Origin of the sequence: Caballeronia pedi (assembly GCF_001544915.2) — a bacterium.
Classification (GTDB): domain Bacteria; phylum Pseudomonadota; class Gammaproteobacteria; order Burkholderiales; family Burkholderiaceae; genus Caballeronia; species Caballeronia pedi.
The window spans coordinates 14,670-34,467 of record NZ_FCOE02000043.1 but is presented as its reverse complement, the minus strand read 5'-3'; the positions used below and the strand labels follow the sequence as shown (position 1 = coordinate 34,467).

Below are 19,798 nucleotides of genomic sequence, written 5' to 3'. Positions count from 1 at the left end.
CGATGAATCATGCAAAGCTGTTCAGTCTCGAAGGACGCATCGCGCTCGTGACCGGCGGCAACGCCGGCATCGGCCTCGCGATGGCGCGCGCGCTCGGACACGCGGGCGCGCGCGTGGTGCTTGCCGCAAGGCGCGAAAGCGCGCTGCGCGACGCGGCGGACGGTCTCGCCGCGCAGGGCATCAAGGCGGATTTCATCGCCGGGGATATCGGCAGTCCGGAAGCGGCGCGTCAATGCGCCGGGCAGGCGCTCGCGGCGAACGGGCGCATCGACATACTGGTGAACGCCGCCGGCGTGAACCTGCGCCAGCCGTTTTCCGAGGTCACGCCCGAGGCATGGCAGACGCAACTCGCGCTGCATCTCGGTGCGCCGTTCTTTCTGACCCAGGCGCTCGCGCCGCGAATGAAGGAACGGCGCTGGGGAAGAATCATCAACGTCGCTTCGCTGCAGTCGTATCGGGCGTTTTCGAACAGCGCGCCATACGGTGCGGCGAAGGGCGGCGTGGTGCAGCTCACGCGCGCCATCGCTCAGGAATGGGGGCGTCACGGCATCACCTGCAATGCAATCGGTCCGGGCTTTTTTCCGACGGCGCTCACGGCATCCGTATTCGCCGACGAAGCGCTCGCCGCGAGGCACGCGGAACAAACCTGTCTCGGTCGCAACGGCACTCTGGAGGACATCGACGGGCTCGCCGTGTTTCTCGCAAGCGACGCGTCCGCTTACATTAGCGGTCAAACAATCATGATCGACGGCGGTTACACCGCACGCTGATCCACGTTGGTGGAGACAAACATGCTGATTCAGGACAGTCAGGGACGCGGGCACGTCGGCACGGGCGCGCCTTCGTCCGCTGAAGACGTCGCGCGCAGCGGTTCGGAGAATCTGCGGGCGGTCACGGTGTCGAGCGTGCTCGGCGCGGTGATCGAATGGTACGACTTCTTCCTTTATGGTGTGGTGGCGGGCGTCGTGCTGAACAAGCTGTATTTCCCCCAGGCAGACGCCGTGATTTCGACCATGCTCGCTTACGGCACGTTCGCGCTCGGCTTCGTCGCGCGGCCGGTGGGCGGCGTGATCTTCGGTCACTTCGGCGACCGGCTCGGCAGAAAGAAGATGCTGATGCTCACGCTGCTGCTGATGGGTGGCGCGACCGTCCTGATCGGCCTCTTGCCGCCGTATGCGAGCATCGGCATTGCCGCGCCGCTGTTGCTGCTTGCCTGCCGCATCGTGCAGGGTATCGGGCTCGGCGGCGAGTGGGGCGGCGCGGTCCTGATGACGTATGAATCCGCGCCCGTCGAAAAGCGCGGCTTCTACGCGAGCCTGCCGCAAGTTGGCATGTCGCTCGGCCTCGTGCTCGCCTCGGGCGTCATCGCGGTGCTGTCGTTCACGCTCGACGAGACGCAGTTCCTGACGTGGGGCTGGCGGCTGGCTTTCCTCGCGAGCGGCGTGCTCGTCATCGTGACTTTCTATATGCGCAAGCATGTCGCCGAGACCGACGACTTCAAGAAGGCGAAGAAAGCTCACAAGGCCACGCTGCCGATCATGGACGTGTTTCGCCGCTATCCGCGCACGGTGCTCGCATGCATGGGCGCGCGCGTGATCGACGGCGTGTTCTTCAATGTGTTCGGCGTGTTCTCGATTCACTATCTCACCGACACCCTGCACTTCGCGCGCACCACCGCGCTGCTCGGCGTGGTATTCGGCGCGCTCGTGATGACGTTCTTCATCCCGTTCTGGGGGCGCGTGTCCGACAAGGTCGGGCAGCCGCTCGTGTACGGCACGGGCGCGTTGCTGGCGGGACTCTCGGCGTTTCCTGCGTTCATGCTGATGGCGGGCGCGAACGGCTCGGCGCTGCCGGTGTGGATCGCGATCATCGTACCGTTCGGCGTGTTTCATGCTGCCGTGTTCGGCACGATGTCCTCGCTCTTTTCCGAAGCGTTCGAGCCGGATGTGCGCTATAGCGGCATCTCGTTCGTCTATCAGTTCGCAGGCGTGTTCGCGGGAGGCCTCACGCCCGTCGCGGCGACATGGCTGACCGGAATCCAGTCCGGCAAGCCCTGGTACCTGTGCCTCTACGTGCTGGCTGCGGGCCTTCTTAGCGCGTCGTGTTGTGCGTGGCTCGCGCGGCATCGCAAGTCGCCTTCGTGCGAGCGCCTGCGCGCACGCGAACTCGCCAGCCATCGATAACACCAACGGGAAACCTTTTCGATGAAAGCCCTTGTCTACACCCAGCCGAACGAGATGCAGCTCCTCGATCGCCCCGAGCCGATTCCCGAAGCGGGCGAGGTCGTGCTGAAGATCGACGCGGTCGGCATCTGCGGCTCCGACATGCACGCGTATCACGGTCACGATCCGCGTCGCAAGCCGGGTCTCGTGCTCGGACACGAATTCGCGGGCACCATCGCGCAGAGTCGCGATGCGAAGTGGCGGGAAGGGATGCGCGTGACCGGCAACCCGCTCATCACCTGCGGAACGTGCGAGTACTGCGTGCAGGGCCGCGATAACCTGTGCGCGAATCGCACGATGGTGGGCATGACGCGTCCCGGCGCGTTCGCCGACTATATGTCGATACCGGCAGCGAGTCTGGTCGAGATTCCGGCGGACATGCCCGCGCACATCGCCGCCGCCACCGAGCCCGCCGCGACCGCGTTGCATGCGGTGAATCTGACGATGCGCGCGTTGCTGCGGCCTCTGCCCGAGTGCCGCGCGCTCGTGATCGGCGGCGGCGCGATCGGCCTGTTCTGCGCGTTGCTGCTGCGTGCGTATGGATGCCGCAACGTGACGGTGGCCGAAACCCACGCCGCGCGTCGCGCCTCATGCGAGCGCGAAGCCGGTTGCAGTACGCTCGATCCGCTGGCGCAGGAAGCGCCGCAGAACCACTTCGATTTCGTGATCGATGCCGTGGGTGCCAAGGTCACGCGCGCGAGCGCACTCGCGGCGGTGAAGTCGGGCGGCGTGATGATGCACATCGGTTTGCAGGACTGGGCGAGCGAGATCGACATGCGCAAGCTCACGCTCGCGGAAATCACCCTGCTCGGCACCTACACGTACACGATGGCCGATCTGCGCGCGACCGTCGCCGCGTTGCACGAAGGGGCCTTCGGTTCGCTGGCGTGGCTGGAGCAAAGGTCGCTCGCGCAAGGTCCGCAAGCATTTGCCGATCTGCATGCGGGCCTGGCGAAATCGAGCAAGGTTCTGCTCATTCCAGACCTGGCTTAAGGTTCCCGGACTTCGAGTTCTGCCGGCCCGGGCGCGAACGCAATCGCGCCGGGGCCGTTGCGCGCTCAGTCGTGACGATGACGCTTGTGATGCTTGCCGTGATGACCGCGGCTGTAGTCGTCCGCGTAGGAATTCGAGCGCGAGACATTGCCGCCCAGCGCGGCACCCGCGCCGCCGCCCAGCGCCGCGCCGACCAGGCCGCCGCCACGGCCGCCCATCGCATTGCCTGCCGCCGTGCCCGCGCCGCCGCCCAGCGCGCCGCCGATGATCGCGCCCGTGCGCTCGCGACGGTTCGACGTGACCGCACCGCCCGCACCCCCGCCCACTGCACCGCCGAGCACCGCGCCCGTGCTGCCGCCTACCGCGCCGCCCAGCGCCGCCCCGGCGACGCCGCCGAGCCCGCCGCCGAGCGCGTTGTTCATGTCGCCCGCCATGGCCGGCATCGACGCCGACGCTGCGAGCGCTGCGATTGCAACAAACTGAATGATTTGCTTGGACATTGTTCGGATGTTTGTTTTTGAGACGGCGCGAGTATACCCGTAGCGCTGAAAGGTTTTCGTAACGCCGTCCGCTGCTAGCGGTAAGAGGTGTAACAAAAGAGATCGCTACCGTTCACCGCGAACCAACGCCGCTCCCTGATCCATTCACGATCGTGAATCGATAACTAAATTTTTTCTAACTTTTCCTTATCGTTTTTCGCGAGCACGATGCACTCGTGTTCCTTTCCGCGTTCGATCGCGCCTGCCGCGACGACCGGCCATCGATCCGACAGACTCGCCACCGACGCACCGCGTCGGTTTCTGAAGTACATAGGCGCCGCACGAGCGCACTGACACATAACGGAGACAGACATGGCAAGCGCAGATACGGCGATGACCGGGCAACCGCACGGACTTCGTCATAACAGGTGGGTGCAGCTGGCGATCGGCATCGCCTGCATGGGGCTCGTCGCCAACTTCCAGTACGCGTGGACCTTGTTCGTGATGCCGATGGACGCGAAGCACCATTGGGGGCAGGCGGCGATTCAGACCGCGTTCACGATCTTCATCGTCACGGAGACGTGGCTCGTGCCCGTCGAGGGCTGGCTCGTCGACAAGTTCGGACCGCGGCCCGTGGTGATGGGCGGCGCGATCTGCGCGGGGATCGGCTGGATCATCGACGCGCATGCCACCACGCTCATGCATCTATACATCGCCGCCGTGGTCGCGGGTATCGGTGCGGGTTGCGTGTACGGCACGTGCGTCGGCACCGCGCTGAAGTGGTTTCCGGACAAGCGCGGCCTCGCGGCAGGGCTGACGGCGGCAGGCTTCGGCGCGGGCGCGGCCGTGACCGTGATCCCGATCTCCAACATGATCCAGAGCTCCGGCTACGAAAGCGCGTTCATGTTCTTCGGCAGTCTGCAAGGCGCGGTGATCTTCGTGCTCGCGCTGTTGCTCGTGCGGCCGAAGCCGCCCGCGAACCTGGCGCCGGCCAAACGCATCGTGTCGACCAAGATCGACTACACGACCGGGCAGATGGTGCGTGCGCCCATCTTCTGGGTACTGTATGCGATGTTCGTCGCGGTGGCGGCGGGCGGCGTGATCGCCACGGCGCAGTTCGGACCGATCGCCAAGGAATACGGCTTCGCCAGCATGCCGGTGAGCCTGTTCGGCGCGACCTTGCCGCTGCTCGCGATGACGCTGTCCATCGACAACCTGTGCAACGGTTTCACGCGCCCGCTATGCGGCTTCATCTCGGACAAGATCGGCCGGGAAAACACCATGTTCATCATCTTTCTGGGCGAGGGCGTCGCGCTGCTCGGGCTGATGCAGTTCGGCCAGAACCCCTACATGTTCATGGTGTTCGCGGCGCTGACGTTCCTGTGCTGGGGCGAGATCTTTTCGATATTCCCGGCGACCTGCGCCGACACCTTCGGCAGCAAGTACGCCGCCGCCAACGCGGGCACGCTGTACACGGCCAAAGGGACGGCCTCGATGATGGTGCCGGTGGCTTCCGTGCTGGCGTCGTTCGGCTCGTGGAACACGGTGTTCATCACGACCGCGATCACGTCGATAGCAGCGGGCGTATGCGCCAAGTTCGTACTCGCGCCAATGCGCCGCCGCTGGATAGAAAACACGATCACGCAGACCGCTTCGCCACCGCCGCTTGGCATGTCGTTCCCGTCTGACTGGACGGAAGCGCCGAGCAAGTCGTCGGCTCGATGAAGACCCGTTGACACGTAGAAACGCAAAGGCCGCGTGACGGACGTCCGCGGCCTCGGTTTCAAGAAGGGTTGGCCCAAAAAAAACGAAAAATAGGCTTTGACAAATTCAGTATCTGATATCTAGTATATCACCACGATAACCATCCATCAGGAGGAGACAAAATGGCAGACGTACTCGAGGAAAGCGCGCAGGCAGTCGCTGAAGAAAAAGTGCAGCAGACGACTGACGGTTTCCACCTGGTCATCGATGCGCTGAAGCTCAACGACATCGACACGATCTTCGGCCTCGTCGGCATTCCGATCACCGACCTGGCGCGCCTCGCGCAGGCGGAAGGCATGCGCTTCATCGGTTTCCGTCATGAGCAGCATGCGGGCAACGCGGCCGCGATCGCCGGCTACATGACGCAGAAGCCGGGCATCTGCCTGACCGTGTCGGCGCCGGGCTTCCTGAACGGCCTGACCGCGCTCGCCAACGCCACCACCAACTGCTTCCCGATGATCCTGATCAGCGGCTCCAGCGAGCGCGAGATCGTCGATCTGCAGCAGGGCGACTACGAAGAGATGGACCAGCTGAACGCGGCGAAGCCGTATGCCAAGGCGGCCTATCGCGTGCTGCATGCGGAGGACATCGGCATCGGCATTGCGCGGGCGATTCGCGCAGCCGTGTCGGGCCGTCCGGGCGGCGTGTATCTCGATCTGCCCGCCAAGCTGCTCGCACAGACGATGGACGCGCTCAAGGGCCAGCAATCGCTGATCAAGGTGGTCGATGCCGCGCCGCGTCAGTTGCCGTCGCCGGATTCGGTGAAGCGCGCACTCGACGTGATCAAGAGCGCGAAGCGTCCGCTGATTCTGCTGGGCAAGGGCGCGGCCTACGCGCAAGCCGATGCGCAGATTCGCGAACTGGTCGAGAAGAGCGGCATTCCGTATCTGCCGATGTCGATGGCGAAGGGCCTGCTGCCCGACACGCATGCGCAATCGGCGTCGGCGGCGCGTTCCTTCGTGCTGCAGGAAGCGGACTGCGTCGTGCTGATCGGCGCGCGTCTGAACTGGCTGCTCGCGCACGGCAAGGGCAAGACCTGGGGGGCGGCGCCCAAGCAGTTCGTGCAGATCGACATCTCGCCGACCGAGATCGACAGCAACGTCGCGATCGCGGCGCCGGTGATCGGCGACATCGGTTCGTGTGTGTCGGCGCTCGTCGCGGGCATCGATGCGGGCTTCCCGAAGCCGTCGGGCGAATGGACGGGCGCGATCAACGAGCGCAAGAACAAGAACCTCGAAAAGATGGCGGCCACGCTCGCGAAGAATCCGTCGCCGATGAATTTTCACAGCGCGCTGCGCGCCATTCGCGACGTGCTGAAGACGCGCCCGGACATCAACGTCGTCAACGAAGGTGCGAACACGCTCGACTATGCGCGCAGCATCATCGACATGTATGAGCCGCGCAAGCGCTTCGATTCGGGCACGTGGGGAATCATGGGCATCGGCATGGGCTTCGCGATCGGCGCGGCGGTGACGAGCGGCAAGCAGGTCGTCGCGATCGAAGGCGACAGCGCGTTCGGCTTCAGCGGCATGGAACTCGAAACCATCTGCCGATACGACTTGCCGGTCTGCACCATCGTCTTCAACAACAACGGCGTGTATCGCGGCACCGATGTGAATCCGACCGGTGGCAAGGACGTCGCGCCGACCGTGTTCGTGAAGAATGCGCGTTACGACAAGATGATCGAGGCATTCGGCGGCATCGGCTTCCACGCGACGACGCCCGAAGAGCTCACGCATGCACTCGAGGAAGCGATCAAGTCGGGCAAGCCGACGCTGATCAACGCAGTGATCGATGAAACGGCCGGCACGGAGAGCGGTCGCCTGACGAATCTGAACCCGCAAACCGCGGCGATGAAAAAGTAATCAAGACCAGCCACCCAGGAGATTTCAATTGAGCGACAAACCACTCAAAGGCATCAAGATCATCGACTTCACGCACGTGCAAGCCGGTCCCGCATGCACTCAGATGCTGGCCTGGTTCGGTGCGGATGTGATCAAGGTCGAACGTCCCGGTTCGGGTGACGTCACGCGCAACCAGTTGCGCGACATTCCGGACGCCGACGCGCTGTATTTCACGATGCTCAACAGCAACAAGCGCTCCTTGACGCTCGATACGAAGACGGACGAAGGCAAGGAAGTGCTGACCAAGCTGATCCGCGAATCGGACGTGCTGGTCGAGAACTTCGGTCCGGGCGCGCTCGACCGCATGGGCTTCTCGTGGGAAAACATCCACGAACTGAACAAGAAGCTCATCGTGGCATCCGTCAAGGGCTTCAGCGACGGCCACCATTACGACGATCTGAAGGTCTATGAAAACGTCGCGCAATGCGCGGGTGGCGCGGCCTCGACGACGGGCTTCTGGGACGGTCCGCCGACCATCAGCGCAGCCGCGCTCGGCGACAGCAACACCGGCATGCATCTGGCGATCGGCATTCTCACGGCGATCATCGGCCGTCAGCAAACGGGCAAGGGGCAGAAAGTCGCCGTGTCGATGCAGGATAGCGTGCTCAACCTGTGCCGCGTGAAGCTGCGCGATCAGCAGCGCCTGGATCGCGTCGGCTATCTGGAAGAGTATCCGCAATATCCGCACGGCACGTTCAGCGATGTGGTGCCGCGCGGCGGCAATGCGGGCGGCGGCGGACAGCCGGGCTGGGTGCTCAAGTGCAAGGGCTGGGAAACCGACCCGAACGCGTATATCTACTTCACGATTCAGGGTCACGCGTGGGCGCCGATCTGCCGCGCGATCGGCAAGCCGGAATGGATTCAGGACCCGAACTACATGACGGCCGAAGCGCGCCAGCCGCACATCTTCGAAATTTTCAATACGATCGAAGCATGGCTCGCCGACAAGACCAAGTTCGAAGCCGTCGATATCCTGCGCAAGTTCGATATTCCGTGCGCGCCGGTGCTGACGATGAAAGAACTCGCGAACGATGAATCGTTGCGCGCGAGCGGCTCGATCGTCGAAGTGGATCACAAGGTGCGCGGCAAGTACCTCACGGTCGGCAGCCCGATCAAGTTCTCGGATCTGAAGCCGGAAATCACGGGCTCGCCGCTGCTGGGCGAGCACACCGAGGAAGTGCTGCTCGAGCTTGGCTATAGCGCGGAGCAGGTTGCGCGCATGCAGGAAATCCGGGCCGTCTGACGCGGTTATATTGGCAGGTAAAGGGTGATCGCTGCCCTCTGCCGTCTTGACAGGAAGACGGTAGAACGGCAGCGTCCCCTCGATAAATACTAGATCGCTTTCAAGCGTAAGCTGCATCGTTACCCCACGATCCGGACGACATCATGACCGACACCATCGACTACGAACAGCTCGTCAATGCAATTGGCGATGCCGTGATCATTTCGGATGCGAGCGGTGCGATCACGCTATGGAATCCGGCTGCGGAACGCATGTTCGGCTTTACCGAAAGCGAAGCAATGGGACAGTCGCTGGATCTGATCATTCCGGAACGTCTGCGCGGCCGTCATTGGGACGGCTACCAGAAGACGATGGCGACCGGCGAGACGCGTTATGGCCACGATCTGCTCAAGGTGCCCGCCGTCGATAAAGCCGGACGCGCGATGTCGATAGCGTTCACGGTCGCGCTGTTGCGCTCGCCGCAAGGTGAAGTGACCGGCATTGTCGCGATCATTCGCGATGAAACCGCGCGCTTTCAGGAAGATCGTGCGCTGCGCAAGAGGATCGCCGAGCTGGAGGCAAAGACCCCCGCTTGAGAATTCATCGATACAAAGAACATAAAACAGCAGCTCGCGTCTGCGCACCACCAAGCGCACGGACGAAGCTGTAGAGGAGGAAGCGGCCACCCATCCCACCGGCCGCTTCGACGACGCCCGCGTTCGCGGCTGACCGACCAGAAATCGACAACTATTCGTACCTTGCGCCAGCTTTGCTGACGCGGGGCGCAGGCGGCTGCGCGCGTGCAGCGCGAAAGGTCTTGCGACATCGGGAGAAAACAAAATGAGCTTGTGGATCCGCTATACGCACACGACGGGCAAGAATAACGGCCGCGCCGGTTTTGGCCTGCTCGACGAGGGGCGCGTGATCGAATACGAAGGCGACATGTTCGCCTCGCCAAGTCGGACAGGACGCACATTCGGCCTCGAAGACGTTTCGCTGACGAGTCCGTGCGTGCCGAGCCGGATCGTCGCGTTATGGAACAACTTTCATGCGCTCTCCGCGAAGCTCGGCAAGCCGCTGCCCAAACATCCGCTGTTTCTGATCAAACCGTCGACGACGCTCGCCGGGCCCGGCGACACGATTCAGCGTCCCGCCGCATACGACGGCAAGATCGTCTACGAAGGCGAGCTCGGGATCGTGATCGGCAAACGGTGCAGCAATGTAAGCGTCGAAGAAGCCGCTGCTTACGTGTTCGGCTATACGTGCGTCAACGATGTCACCGCCGCGGATCTCTTGTTCGAAGACGCGAACTTTGCGCAATGGTGTCGCGCGAAAGGCTATGACACGTTCGGTTGCATCGGACCGGCGATCGCGACCGGACTCGACTGGGAAAACACCCACGTCGTCACCACGCTCGACGGCGTCGAACGTCAAAACTATCCGCTGGCCGACATGGCGTTTTCACCGCTGGAACAGGTGAGCCGCATTTCCCGCGACATGACCTTGCTGCCAGGCGACGTGATCGCGTGCGGCACGTCGCTCGGCGTGGGTTCGATGCGCGATGGCGCGACGGTCGAGGTTTCGATCGAAGGCATCGGCAGACTGACGAACCACGTGTCGGAAGTACTCGCGACGGTTGAAGCACGCTAAGGCTTCTCTCAGGCGCGCGCCACTCAGAATTTCAAACCGTCGATTGGGAATTTAGTCATGCCAATGATGATTGCAGTGCCACGGGAGCGTTATCCCGGGGAACGTCGCGTCGCCTTGACGCCCGAAGTAGTCGGACATCTGCTGAAGCTCGGTTTCGAAGTGACCGTCGAGACCGGCGCGGGTGAACTTGCCGCATTTTCCGATGACGCCTATCGCGCCGCCGGTGCGCATATCGCGCAGGACGCGCCGTCGCTCTATGCGGGCGCGGATATCGTCGTGAAAGTGCGCGCGCCTTCCATCGAACCTGCGGCCGATGAAGTCGTGTGGTTGCGCGAAGGATCGACGCTGATCAGCTTTGTCTGGCCGGCGCAGAACGAAACGCTGCTGGCGCGTCTCGCCGCACGCAACGTCACCGCGCTCGCGATGGACTGCGTGCCGCGCATCTCGCGCGCGCAAAAGCTCGATGCATTGAGTTCGATGGCCAATATGGCGGGCTATCGCGCGGTCATCGAAGCTGCGCACCAGTTCGGCCGTGGCTTCATGGGACAGATCACGGCGGCAGGCAAGATCGCCCCGGCGAAAGTGATGGTGATCGGCGCGGGCGTGGCGGGACTCGCGGCGATCGGCGCGGCGCGCAGTCTCGGCGCGATCGTCCGTGCATTCGACACGCGGCCCGAAGTGCGGCAGCAGGTCGAGAGCATGGGCGCGGAGTTTCTCGAACTCGATTATGTGGAAGACGGCAGCGGCAGCGGCGGCTACGCGAAAGAGATGAGCGCGGAATTCATCGCCGCGGAAATGGCGCTGTTCGCCGCGCAGGCGAAGGAGGTCGACATCATCGTGACGACCGCGCTAATTCCGGGCAAGCCCGCGCCCAGACTGATCACCGCCGATATGGTACGCAGCATGCGCCAGGGCAGCGTGATCGTCGATATGGCGGCGGAGCAGGGCGGCAATTGCGAGCTGACGCAGCCGGGCTATGCGGCATCCGTGGAGGGCGTCACGATCGTCGGTTATACGGATCTGCCATCGCGCATGGCGACGCAATCGAGCCAGTTGTACGGCACGAATCTGCGGCATCTTCTGACCGATCTGACGCCGCAGAAGAACGGCGAAATCGTGATCGATACGGATGACGAAGTAATCGGCGGCGTGGCCGTGGTGCTGCGCGGCCAGGTGCGGTGGCCGATGCCGAGGAAGGCCGCGCCTGCGGTTGCGCCTACCGCCGCCGCGAAGCCCGCCACGACGATTGCCGCGACGGTCGAACAGAAGCGCCGCGCGGGATGGATCGGCGTGGCCGGGCTCGTTGTTGCAGCCGTATTGCTCGCGGCATTGGGCGCCGTTGCTCCGCCTGAGTTCGTCGCACACTTCACCGTGTTCGTGCTGGCGATCTTCGTCGGCTATCAGGTCGTATGGAACGTGACGCCCGCACTGCACACACCGCTGATGAGCGTGACCAACGCGGTCAGCGGCATCATCGTGACGGGCGCGCTGTTGCAGGTCGGCACGCCGAATAACCTGGTCGCGATTCTTTCCGGCCTGGCGATTCTGATCGCGACCATCAATATCGCTGGCGGCTTTCTCGTCACTCAACGCATGTTGAACATGTTCCAGCGCTAAGGAGATCGACATGCAAACTGGAATCGGAAGCATCGCCTATCTGGTGGCGAGCGTGCTGTTCATCCTGAGCCTGCGCGGGCTCAGTCATCCGGCGACGGCGCGGCGCGGCAATCTCTGCGGCGTCGCCGGCATGGCCATCGCGATCGTCACGACGCTATGGCTCAACGGTGGCGCGGCGCTGCCGGTCGTCATCGTGCTGATGGCGATCGGCGTGGCGGGCGGCGCGCTGCTCGCACGACGCGTCGAGATGACGCAGATGCCGCAACTCGTCGCGGCATTGCATAGCTTCGTGGGGCTGGCGGCGGTGCTGGTCGCCATCGCGAGCTATCTGTCGCCGGGGTCCGGCGCGGAGCCGGACAGCGTGGCGCAATCGGTGCACGAAGTCGAGATCTATCTCGGCGTGTTCATCGGCGCGGTGACATTCACGGGATCCATCGCCGCATTTCTCAAGCTGCAGGGCATCGTCGGCGGCAAGCCCTTGCTGCTGCCGATGCGGCACACGCTGAATCTCGTCGGCGTGTTCGCGTGTCTTGCGCTCGGCTATGTGTTCCTCACTGCGCCCGACGCGGATGTCGGCATCAGCGCGCTGCTCACGATGACCGCGATCGCCGCGCTGCTCGGCGTGCATCTGGTAATGGCGATCGGCGGCGCGGACATGCCGGTGGTCGTGTCGATGCTGAACAGCTACTCGGGCTGGGCTGCCGCCGCGACCGGCTTCATGCTCAGCAACGATCTGTTGATCGTGACCGGCGCGCTGGTCGGCTCCAGCGGGGCGATTCTGAGCTACATCATGTGCCGCGCGATGAACCGCAAATTTCTCTCCGTGATTCTGGGCGGCTTCGGCACGGTGACGTCAACGGCAGGAAAGGCGATCGAGGGAGAAGTCGCGCCGGTCACGGTCGATGAAGTCGGCGCGTTGTTGCGCGATGCGTCGGAAGTCGTCATCGTGCCGGGCTACGGCATGGCTGTTGCACAGGCTCAGGCGACCATCAGCGAGATCACGAAGAACCTGCGCAGCAAGGGCGTGAAGGTGCGCTTCGGCATTCATCCGGTGGCGGGCCGCTTGCCGGGGCACATGAACGTATTGCTGGCGGAGGCGAAGGTGCCGTATGACATCGTCCTCGAAATGGATGAAATCAACGAGGACTTTTCCAGCACGGATGTCGTGCTCGTGATCGGGGCGAACGATATCGTGAATCCCGGCGCGCTCGAAGATCCGGCCAGTCCGATTGCCGGCATGCCGGTGCTCGAAGTGTGGAAGGCGCGCACCGTGGTCGTGTCCAAGCGAAGCATGGCGGCGGGCTATGCGGGTGTCGACAACCCGCTTTTCTACAAGGAAAACACGCGCATGCTGTTCGGCGATGCGAAAGGCAGTGTCGATGCGCTGCTCAATCATCTTGGAGCGTGAGTGACCATGAAGATCTGTGTCTATGGCGCCGGTGCAATCGGCGCATATCTCGGCGCGCAACTGGCGCTCGCCGGTGGCGACGTGAGTTTCGTTGCACGCGGTCCGCACCTCGCTGCCATGCAGGAAAAAGGCGTACGGCTGCAAATCGAGGGCGAGGAACGTGTCGTCAAGGTCCGATGCGCATCGGACCCGCGCGAGCTGGGCCAGCAGGATTACGTGATCGTCGCGTTGAAGGCGCATTCGGTGCCGGGTGTCGTCGGCCAGATACGGACCCTGCTCGGGCCGGACACGGCGATCGTCACGGCCGTCAACGGGATTCCCTATTGGTACTTTTATAAACACGGCGGAAAACTGGAAGGCACCACGCTCGACAGCGTCGATCCCGATGGAACGCAATGGAGCGCGCTCGGACCGGAGCGCGCGATCGGATGCGTGGTGTACCCGGCGGCGGAAGTCGTCGCGCCGGGCGTGATCCGCCATGTGTATGGAAAGAAATTCCCCATCGGCGAACCCGATGGAGAGCGCAGCGAGCGCGTTCAGAAGCTGCATGAAATCATGAGCGCAGCGGGTCTGGATGCGCCCATCCGCGAGCGTATCCGCGATGAAATCTGGCTGAAGCTCTGGGGCAATCTCTGCTTCAACCCGATCAGCGCATTGACGCATGCAACCCTCGATGTCATCACGAGCAACCCGGCTACGCGCGCCGTGTCGAAGGCCATGATGCTGGAGGCCAAGGCAATCGCCGATCAGTTTGGCGTGCAGTTTCGGGTCGACGTCGAAAGGCGTATCGACGGCGCGGGCGCGGTCGGTGCGCATAAGACGTCGATGCTCCAGGATCTCGAAGCCAACCGGCCGATGGAGATCGATCCGCTCCTCACCGTCGTCCAGGAGATGGGGCGACTCGTCGGCCAGCCGACACCGACGATCGATACCGTGCTGGCGCTCATCAAGCTGCGGGGACAGGTAGCTGAGCACACGGCCCGGCCAGCCGAAAATCCGACGCCCGTAGTGGAAACGGCCTGACAGACGTGCGCCGCCTACGGGGCGGCGCACGGGAACATCGACTGCCCATCATCACTGGGCAAACTTTTCGCCATCAACTCTTATATAAGACATAAGACATAAGACATTTGACGCGGTGCAGTATTGCGATTAAAATGGCGGCCGAAGCAGTGCCAGAACACCCTCGGCACGTTTGGAAAGCCCCTGAAACGCAATACGAACGGTCACCATGCTCGAAAACTTTCGCGCCCATACAGCCGCGCGCGCCGCGCTCGGTATTCCTTCCCTGCCGCTGTCGGCTCAGCAAACCGCCGAGCTGGTGGAACTGCTGGCGAATCCGCCCGCCGGTGAAGAGCAGACGCTGCTCGACCTGATCACCAACCGCGTGCCCGCGGGCGTGGACGAAGCCGCCCGCGTCAAGGCCGGCTTTCTCGCCGCCGTGGCCAAGGGTCAGACGGCCTGCGCACTGATTACGCGCGCCCGCGCCACCGAACTGCTCGGCACCATGCTCGGCGGTTACAACATCGAGCCGCTGATCGAGCTGCTGTCCGACGCCGAAGTCGGCGCCGTGGCCGCCGAAGCGCTCAAGAAAACCCTCCTGATGTTCGACCAGTTCCACGACGTGAAGGAACTGGCCGACGCGGGCAACGCCAACGCGCGCGCCGTGCTGCAAAGCTGGGCGGACGCCGAATGGTTCACGAGCCGTCCGGAAGTGCCGCAAAGCCTGACCATCACCGTCTTCAAGGTGACGGGCGAAACCAACACCGACGACCTGTCGCCGGCCCCGGACGCCACCACGCGCCCGGATATTCCGCTGCACGCGCTGGCGATGCTGAAGAACGCCCGTCCCGGCATCACGCCGGAAGAAGACGGCAAGCGTGGGCCTGTCGCGTTCATCGAGTCGCTGAAGGAAAAGGGTCACCTGGTCGCGTATGTAGGCGATGTGGTCGGCACCGGTTCCTCGCGCAAGTCGGCCACCAATTCGGTGCTGTGGTTCACGGGCGAGGACATTCCGTTCATCCCGAACAAGCGCTTCGGCGGCGTGTGCCTGGGCGGCAAGATCGCCCCGATCTTCTACAACACCATGGAAGACGCGGGCGCCCTGCCGATCGAACTCGATGTCTCGAAGATGGAAATGGGCGACGTGGTCGAACTGCGCCCGTACGAAGGCCGCGCGCTGAAGAACGGCGAAGTGATCGCCGAATTCCAGGTCAAGTCCGACGTGTTGTTCGACGAAGTGCGCGCCGGCGGCCGCATTCCGCTGATCATCGGCCGCGGGCTGACCGCGAAGGCGCGCGAAGCGCTGGGCCTGCCTGCATCGACCCTGTTCCGCCTGCCGCAGCAACCCGCCGACAACGGCCGTGGCTTCTCGCTGGCCCAGAAGATGGTCGGCCGCGCCTGCGGCCTGCCGGAAGGTCAGGGCGTGCGTCCGGGCACGTACTGCGAACCGAAGATGACCTCGGTCGGCTCGCAGGACACCACCGGCCCGATGACCCGCGACGAACTGAAGGACCTGGCGTGCCTGGGCTTCTCGGCCGATCTCGTCATGCAGTCGTTCTGCCATACGGCCGCTTATCCGAAGCCGGTGGACGTGAAGACCCACCAGACCCTGCCGAACTTCATCAGCACCCGTGGCGGCATCGCGCTGCGCCCGGGCGACGGCGTGATCCACTCGTGGCTGAACCGCATGCTGCTGCCCGACACCGTCGGCACCGGCGGCGACTCGCACACGCGCTTCCCGATCGGCATCAGCTTTCCGGCGGGTTCGGGCCTGGTCGCCTTCGCGGCCGCCACGGGCACCATGCCGCTGGACATGCCTGAATCGGTGCTGGTCCGCTTCAAGGGCAAGATGCAGCCGGGCGTGACCCTGCGCGATCTGGTCAACGCAATCCCGCTGTACGCGATCAAGCAGGGCATGCTGACGGTTGCCAAGCAAGGCAAGAAGAACATCTTCTCGGGCCGCGTGCTCGAAATCGAAGGCCTGCCCGACCTGAAGGTCGAGCAAGCGTTCGAATTGTCGGATGCTTCGGCCGAGCGTTCGGCCGCCGGATGCACGGTCCATCTGAACAAGGAACCGATCATCGAATATCTCAACAGCAACGTCACGCTGCTGAAGTGGATGATCGCCCAGGGCTATCAGGATCCGCGCAGCCTGCAGCGCCGCATCGAGGCGATGGAACAGTGGCTCGCCGACCCGCAATTGCTGTCGCCGGATGCAGACGCCGAGTACGCAGCCGTCATCGAGATCGACCTCGCTGATATTCACGAGCCGATCGTGGCCTGCCCGAATGATCCGGACGACGTGAAGACGCTGTCGGACGTGGCCGGCGCCAAGATCGACGAAGTGTTCATCGGTTCGTGCATGACCAACATCGGTCACTTCCGTGCCGCGTCGAAGCTGCTGGAAGGCAAGCGCGACATCCCCGTCAAGCTGTGGGTCGCTCCGCCGACGAAGATGGATCAGAAGCAGCTGACCGAGGAAGGCCACTACGGCGTGTTCGGCACGGCCGGCGCGCGTACCGAAATGCCGGGCTGCTCGCTGTGCATGGGCAACCAGGCACAGGTGCGCGAAGGCGCGACGGTCATGTCGACCTCGACCCGCAACTTCCCGAACCGCCTGGGCAAGAACACGAACGTGTACCTCGGCTCGGCGGAACTGGCGGCGATCTGCTCGCGGCTGGGCAAGATTCCGAGCAAGGCCGAATACATGGCCGACATCGGCGTGCTCGACGCCAACAGCGACAAGATTTACCAGTACATGAACTTCGACCGCATCGAAGACTTCAAGGAAGTGGCCGATACCGTGAAGATGTAAGGACGCTGTCGGTTCTCAACATCGTCATGCGATGGCGCCGCAAGCTGAATGCCTGCGGCGCCATTTTTTTGTCGGCGTCGAAACGTTGATTCGCCTTGCCATTAGCGATACCCTGAATCGTTCGTGATCGTCGGATGCAGGTCAACGTGGAGACAACCATCTCGTGAAACCGGCACGCGTTTTCACCTGCATCTTCGTCTTGAGCGCTCTCCTCGGCGGATGCGACAAGAACAAATCGCCTACTGCTGCTCAGGACACGGGCGCATCCGCCGCGAGTCAGGCGGCGGGCCAGCTGAGCCAGGCCGCGAGCGAGCCACCCGCCGCGTCGGGCGTGCTCGCCACAGTCACCCGGGCGAAGTTGCCGGCGGAGGCAACCGAAACGCTGCGTCTGATCAAAGCGGGCGGCCCGTACCCGTTTGGCGAGGACGGCGTCCTGTTCCGCAACAGCTCGACACTGCTGCCGCAGCATCCGCGCGGCTATTACCACGCATATACGGTTCGCACGCCCGGTTCGACGGATCGCGGGCAGCGCCGCATCGTGTGCGGCGGACCGCGCCGGCAGACGGGCGACTGCTACTACACCGAGGATTACTACGCCAGTTTCAAGCGCATCGCGGAATGAACATGCGCCTTGGCGCTGCGAATGGCCTCATCGAAGGATGCGGCGGTCGCCACATGCCGATGATTGACGCTGACGAGCCAGCCTTCGGCCGCGCGGCACCAGCGAATTTCTCCACCGTCCATCAAGGCCGAAAACCATCGCCATAAGGATGCGTCATCCGCGTTGGCGCAGGCGGCCGCCAGCGCGCGGGTTTCCCGAAGTTGCTGCACATCGGTCATCGACGTTGCTTTCCTGCCTGCGGTCGCGCTAACGGTCGGCATGAGACAGGACCTCGTCGATGACAAGCTGGTTGCCCAGCGAATTCTCGAGCGCAAATGCAATCGATTTGTCCGGCCCGAGCACCGCCGCACTGAAGTTTTCCACCATCGACTGATACTGATCGACGTTTCCAAACTCGACCGTTTCGACCTTTCCCGTGTCATCCGAACGAATATGAACGCACGCGCCGGCGTATACGCCGGGGTTGAACGGCGCATCCAGTGAAAGCCAGCCTTTCGAGCCGTGGAAGATCATATGCTGGCGGCGCGCGAGTTGCGTGCCGCAGTAGAAGTGAAGGTCGAAGCCGGGAAACTTCAGATCGCAGACCGCCAGCGTGTCCGTGCCGTAGCGCGGATCGATGGTAATGCTCGCGTTGACCTCGACAGGTTCGAGGCCCGTCGCGATGCGCGTCGTGACGACGGGATAGACGCCGATGTCGCGCACCCCGCCGCCGCCCAGCGCCAGATCATTTTTGAGTGCGCGAGGATCATCGTTGAAATAAGTGAAGGACCCTTCCACGCGTTTCAGTTGGCCAAGTGTCCCGTCTGCGATGCGCTCCTTCACGAACGCCCACTGCGGATGGTGCGCAACCATGAACGCCTCGCCGCAGATCAGGCCCGTCGCGTCCCGCAGCGCGATCAACTCACGAACCTGCGAGGCCGTCATCGCGATGGGTTTTTCGCACAGGACATGTTTGCCCGCGAGCAGCGCCTTTCTGCACCACTCGAAGTGACTGGCCGTCGGCAGAGGGATGTAGACGGCATCGATCTGGTCGCTTGCGATGACTTCGTCGTAACTCGCATGTGCGGCTGCGATACCGTGCCGCGCGGCGAAAGCGGCAGCGCGCTCGCGATCGCGCGCGGCGACGCACACCACGCGACCGTTGGCCGATCGCTGGATGGCGGGCACCACGAAATTGTCGGCGATTCGGGCGGCGCCAAGCACGCCCCAACGAACCTTGTCACGCGTCATGATGTTCCTCTCATCGTTTCAGCATACGTTCTGCAGGCGTTCCGCGCAGATGCGCAGCACGTCATCCGGATCGCGGCGCCACCAGTTTTCTTTCGAGAAAATCTCGACTTCGACCAGTCCGTCATAACCGGCGTGCTCGACGCTCCTTCGAATGCCGGAGAGATCGACGACACCGTCGCCCATCATGCCGCGATCCAGCAAGAGATCGCGTGTTTCGCGCAGCCAGTCGCACACATGAAACGCGAGCAGGCGTTCGTCCTGTCCCGCTCGCGCGATCGATGCGCGCAGCGCCGGGTCCCACCAGCAGTGATAGACATCGAGCGCGACGCCGAGATTGCCGGCGTGCTCAGGATCGAGTTCGGCGCAAATGTCCAGCGCCTGCGCAAGCGTGTTGATGACGGCGCGGTCCGCTGCGTACATCGGATGAAGCGGTTCGAGCGCGAGCGGCACGCCACAATCGCGCGCCGTCTGAAGCAGTTCGCCGATCCCGTCGATGACCTGAGCGCGCGCGCCGTCCAGATCTCGGCTGCCCTCGGGCAAGCCACCGACCACCATGACGAAGCAGCGCGCACCAAGGGTCGCGGCATCGCGCAGGGCCGCCTTGTTCGCGTCGATGTTCGCGGCGAATTGCTCACGGCTGGTCGCTGGCAGATACGTCGAACGGCAATAGCCCGTGACGCTCAGGCCGACAGCGCGGAGCTGCCTCGCGAGTTCGGCCACATTCGCGTTCTCCACTTCATGACGCCACGGTGCGATGCCGCCGAATCCTGCCGCCGCAATGCGGTCGATCGTCACGCTCAGCGGCTCGCGATGGCCGAGCGTCGCGGTGTTGACGGAGCAAAGATCGAGTCTTCCCTGCAGGTTTCTCAT

General features: G+C 63.5%; 17 protein-coding genes. 13 read left to right on the top strand and 4 right to left on the bottom strand.

From position 1 onward, the window contains the following. Positions 1-2: 2 nt before the first annotated feature. Genes AWB80_RS35970 through AWB80_RS35960 form a run of 3 tightly spaced genes read left to right on the top strand, consistent with a single transcriptional unit; the run spans position 3 to position 3,215 of the window. Entirely contained in the window at positions 3-770 is a 768-nt protein-coding gene (locus AWB80_RS35970) for an SDR family NAD(P)-dependent oxidoreductase (RefSeq protein WP_061179396.1), read from the top strand. Positions 771-791: 21 nt separating this feature from the next. Beyond that, a complete protein-coding gene (locus AWB80_RS35965; RefSeq protein WP_087131858.1) occupies positions 792-2,183 on the top strand; it encodes an MFS transporter in 1,392 nt (463 codons plus the stop codon). Positions 2,184-2,204: 21 nt separating this feature from the next. Then, positions 2,205-3,215 carry an alcohol dehydrogenase catalytic domain-containing protein gene (locus AWB80_RS35960; protein ID WP_061179395.1) on the top strand — a complete coding sequence of 337 codons (1,011 nt, stop codon included), beginning with the start codon at positions 2,205-2,207 and terminating at the stop codon, positions 3,213-3,215. A 65-nt stretch (positions 3,216-3,280) separates the two neighbouring features. Here AWB80_RS35960 and AWB80_RS35955 read toward each other — a convergent pair whose 3' ends face one another. Beyond that, positions 3,281-3,715 (bottom strand): hypothetical protein, encoded by a 435-nt coding sequence (locus tag AWB80_RS35955; protein ID WP_061179394.1) that lies wholly within the window; start codon positions 3,713-3,715, stop codon positions 3,281-3,283. Between the two features lie 351 nt (positions 3,716-4,066). On the opposite strand from AWB80_RS35955, the gene oxlT reads away from it, so the two are divergent. The 10 genes from oxlT to AWB80_RS35905 all read left to right on the top strand — a co-directional run bounded on the left by oxlT (position 4,067) and on the right by AWB80_RS35905 (position 17,698). Next, positions 4,067-5,419 (top strand): oxalate/formate MFS antiporter, encoded by a 1,353-nt coding sequence (gene oxlT / locus AWB80_RS35950; RefSeq protein ID WP_061179393.1) that lies wholly within the window; start codon positions 4,067-4,069, stop codon positions 5,417-5,419. A 161-nt stretch (positions 5,420-5,580) separates the two neighbouring features. Continuing rightward, on the top strand, positions 5,581-7,323 hold the full coding sequence (gene oxc / locus AWB80_RS35945; protein WP_061179392.1) for an oxalyl-CoA decarboxylase: 1,743 nt from the start codon (positions 5,581-5,583) through the stop codon (positions 7,321-7,323). Between the two features lie 28 nt (positions 7,324-7,351). Further along, a complete protein-coding gene (gene frc / locus AWB80_RS35940) occupies positions 7,352-8,605 on the top strand; it encodes a formyl-CoA transferase (protein ID WP_061179391.1) in 1,254 nt (417 codons plus the stop codon). A 143-nt stretch (positions 8,606-8,748) separates the two neighbouring features. Beyond that, complete coding sequence (locus AWB80_RS35935) at positions 8,749-9,180, top strand: PAS domain-containing protein (RefSeq protein ID WP_061179390.1); 432 nt, start codon at positions 8,749-8,751, stop codon at positions 9,178-9,180. Between the two features lie 244 nt (positions 9,181-9,424). Continuing rightward, positions 9,425-10,234 carry a fumarylacetoacetate hydrolase family protein gene (locus AWB80_RS35930; RefSeq protein WP_061179389.1) on the top strand — a complete coding sequence of 270 codons (810 nt, stop codon included), beginning with the start codon at positions 9,425-9,427 and terminating at the stop codon, positions 10,232-10,234. A gap of 57 nt (positions 10,235-10,291) precedes the next feature. Next, the gene (locus AWB80_RS35925) at positions 10,292-11,851 is read left to right on the top strand and encodes a Re/Si-specific NAD(P)(+) transhydrogenase subunit alpha (protein WP_061179388.1); all 1,560 of its coding nucleotides are present in this window, start codon (positions 10,292-10,294) and stop codon (positions 11,849-11,851) included. A 10-nt stretch (positions 11,852-11,861) separates the two neighbouring features. Continuing rightward, on the top strand, positions 11,862-13,259 hold the full coding sequence (pntB, locus tag AWB80_RS35920; RefSeq protein ID WP_061179387.1) for a Re/Si-specific NAD(P)(+) transhydrogenase subunit beta: 1,398 nt from the start codon (positions 11,862-11,864) through the stop codon (positions 13,257-13,259). 6 nt (positions 13,260-13,265) lie between these two features. Continuing rightward, complete coding sequence (locus AWB80_RS35915) at positions 13,266-14,282, top strand: 2-dehydropantoate 2-reductase (protein ID WP_061179386.1); 1,017 nt, start codon at positions 13,266-13,268, stop codon at positions 14,280-14,282. A 208-nt stretch (positions 14,283-14,490) separates the two neighbouring features. Continuing rightward, the gene (gene acnB / locus AWB80_RS35910; RefSeq protein ID WP_061179385.1) at positions 14,491-17,076 is read left to right on the top strand and encodes a bifunctional aconitate hydratase 2/2-methylisocitrate dehydratase; all 2,586 of its coding nucleotides are present in this window, start codon (positions 14,491-14,493) and stop codon (positions 17,074-17,076) included. A gap of 163 nt (positions 17,077-17,239) precedes the next feature. After that, positions 17,240-17,698 carry a ribonuclease gene (locus tag AWB80_RS35905; protein WP_061179384.1) on the top strand — a complete coding sequence of 153 codons (459 nt, stop codon included), beginning with the start codon at positions 17,240-17,242 and terminating at the stop codon, positions 17,696-17,698. Here the strand turns inward: AWB80_RS35905 and AWB80_RS35900 are convergent. Genes AWB80_RS35900 through AWB80_RS35890 form a run of 3 tightly spaced genes read right to left on the bottom strand, consistent with a single transcriptional unit; the run spans position 17,668 to position 19,798 of the window. Further along, complete coding sequence (locus AWB80_RS35900) at positions 17,668-17,916, bottom strand: hypothetical protein (protein WP_061179419.1); 249 nt, start codon at positions 17,914-17,916, stop codon at positions 17,668-17,670. The two genes, AWB80_RS35905 and AWB80_RS35900, sit on opposite strands and share 31 nt — an antisense overlap. A 28-nt stretch (positions 17,917-17,944) precedes the next feature. Next, positions 17,945-18,928, bottom strand: a complete 984-nt coding sequence (locus AWB80_RS35895; RefSeq protein ID WP_061179383.1) for a Gfo/Idh/MocA family protein — start codon at positions 18,926-18,928, stop codon at positions 17,945-17,947. 18 nt (positions 18,929-18,946) lie between these two features. Beyond that, positions 18,947-19,798, bottom strand: a complete 852-nt coding sequence (locus tag AWB80_RS35890) for a sugar phosphate isomerase/epimerase family protein (protein ID WP_061179417.1) — start codon at positions 19,796-19,798, stop codon at positions 18,947-18,949.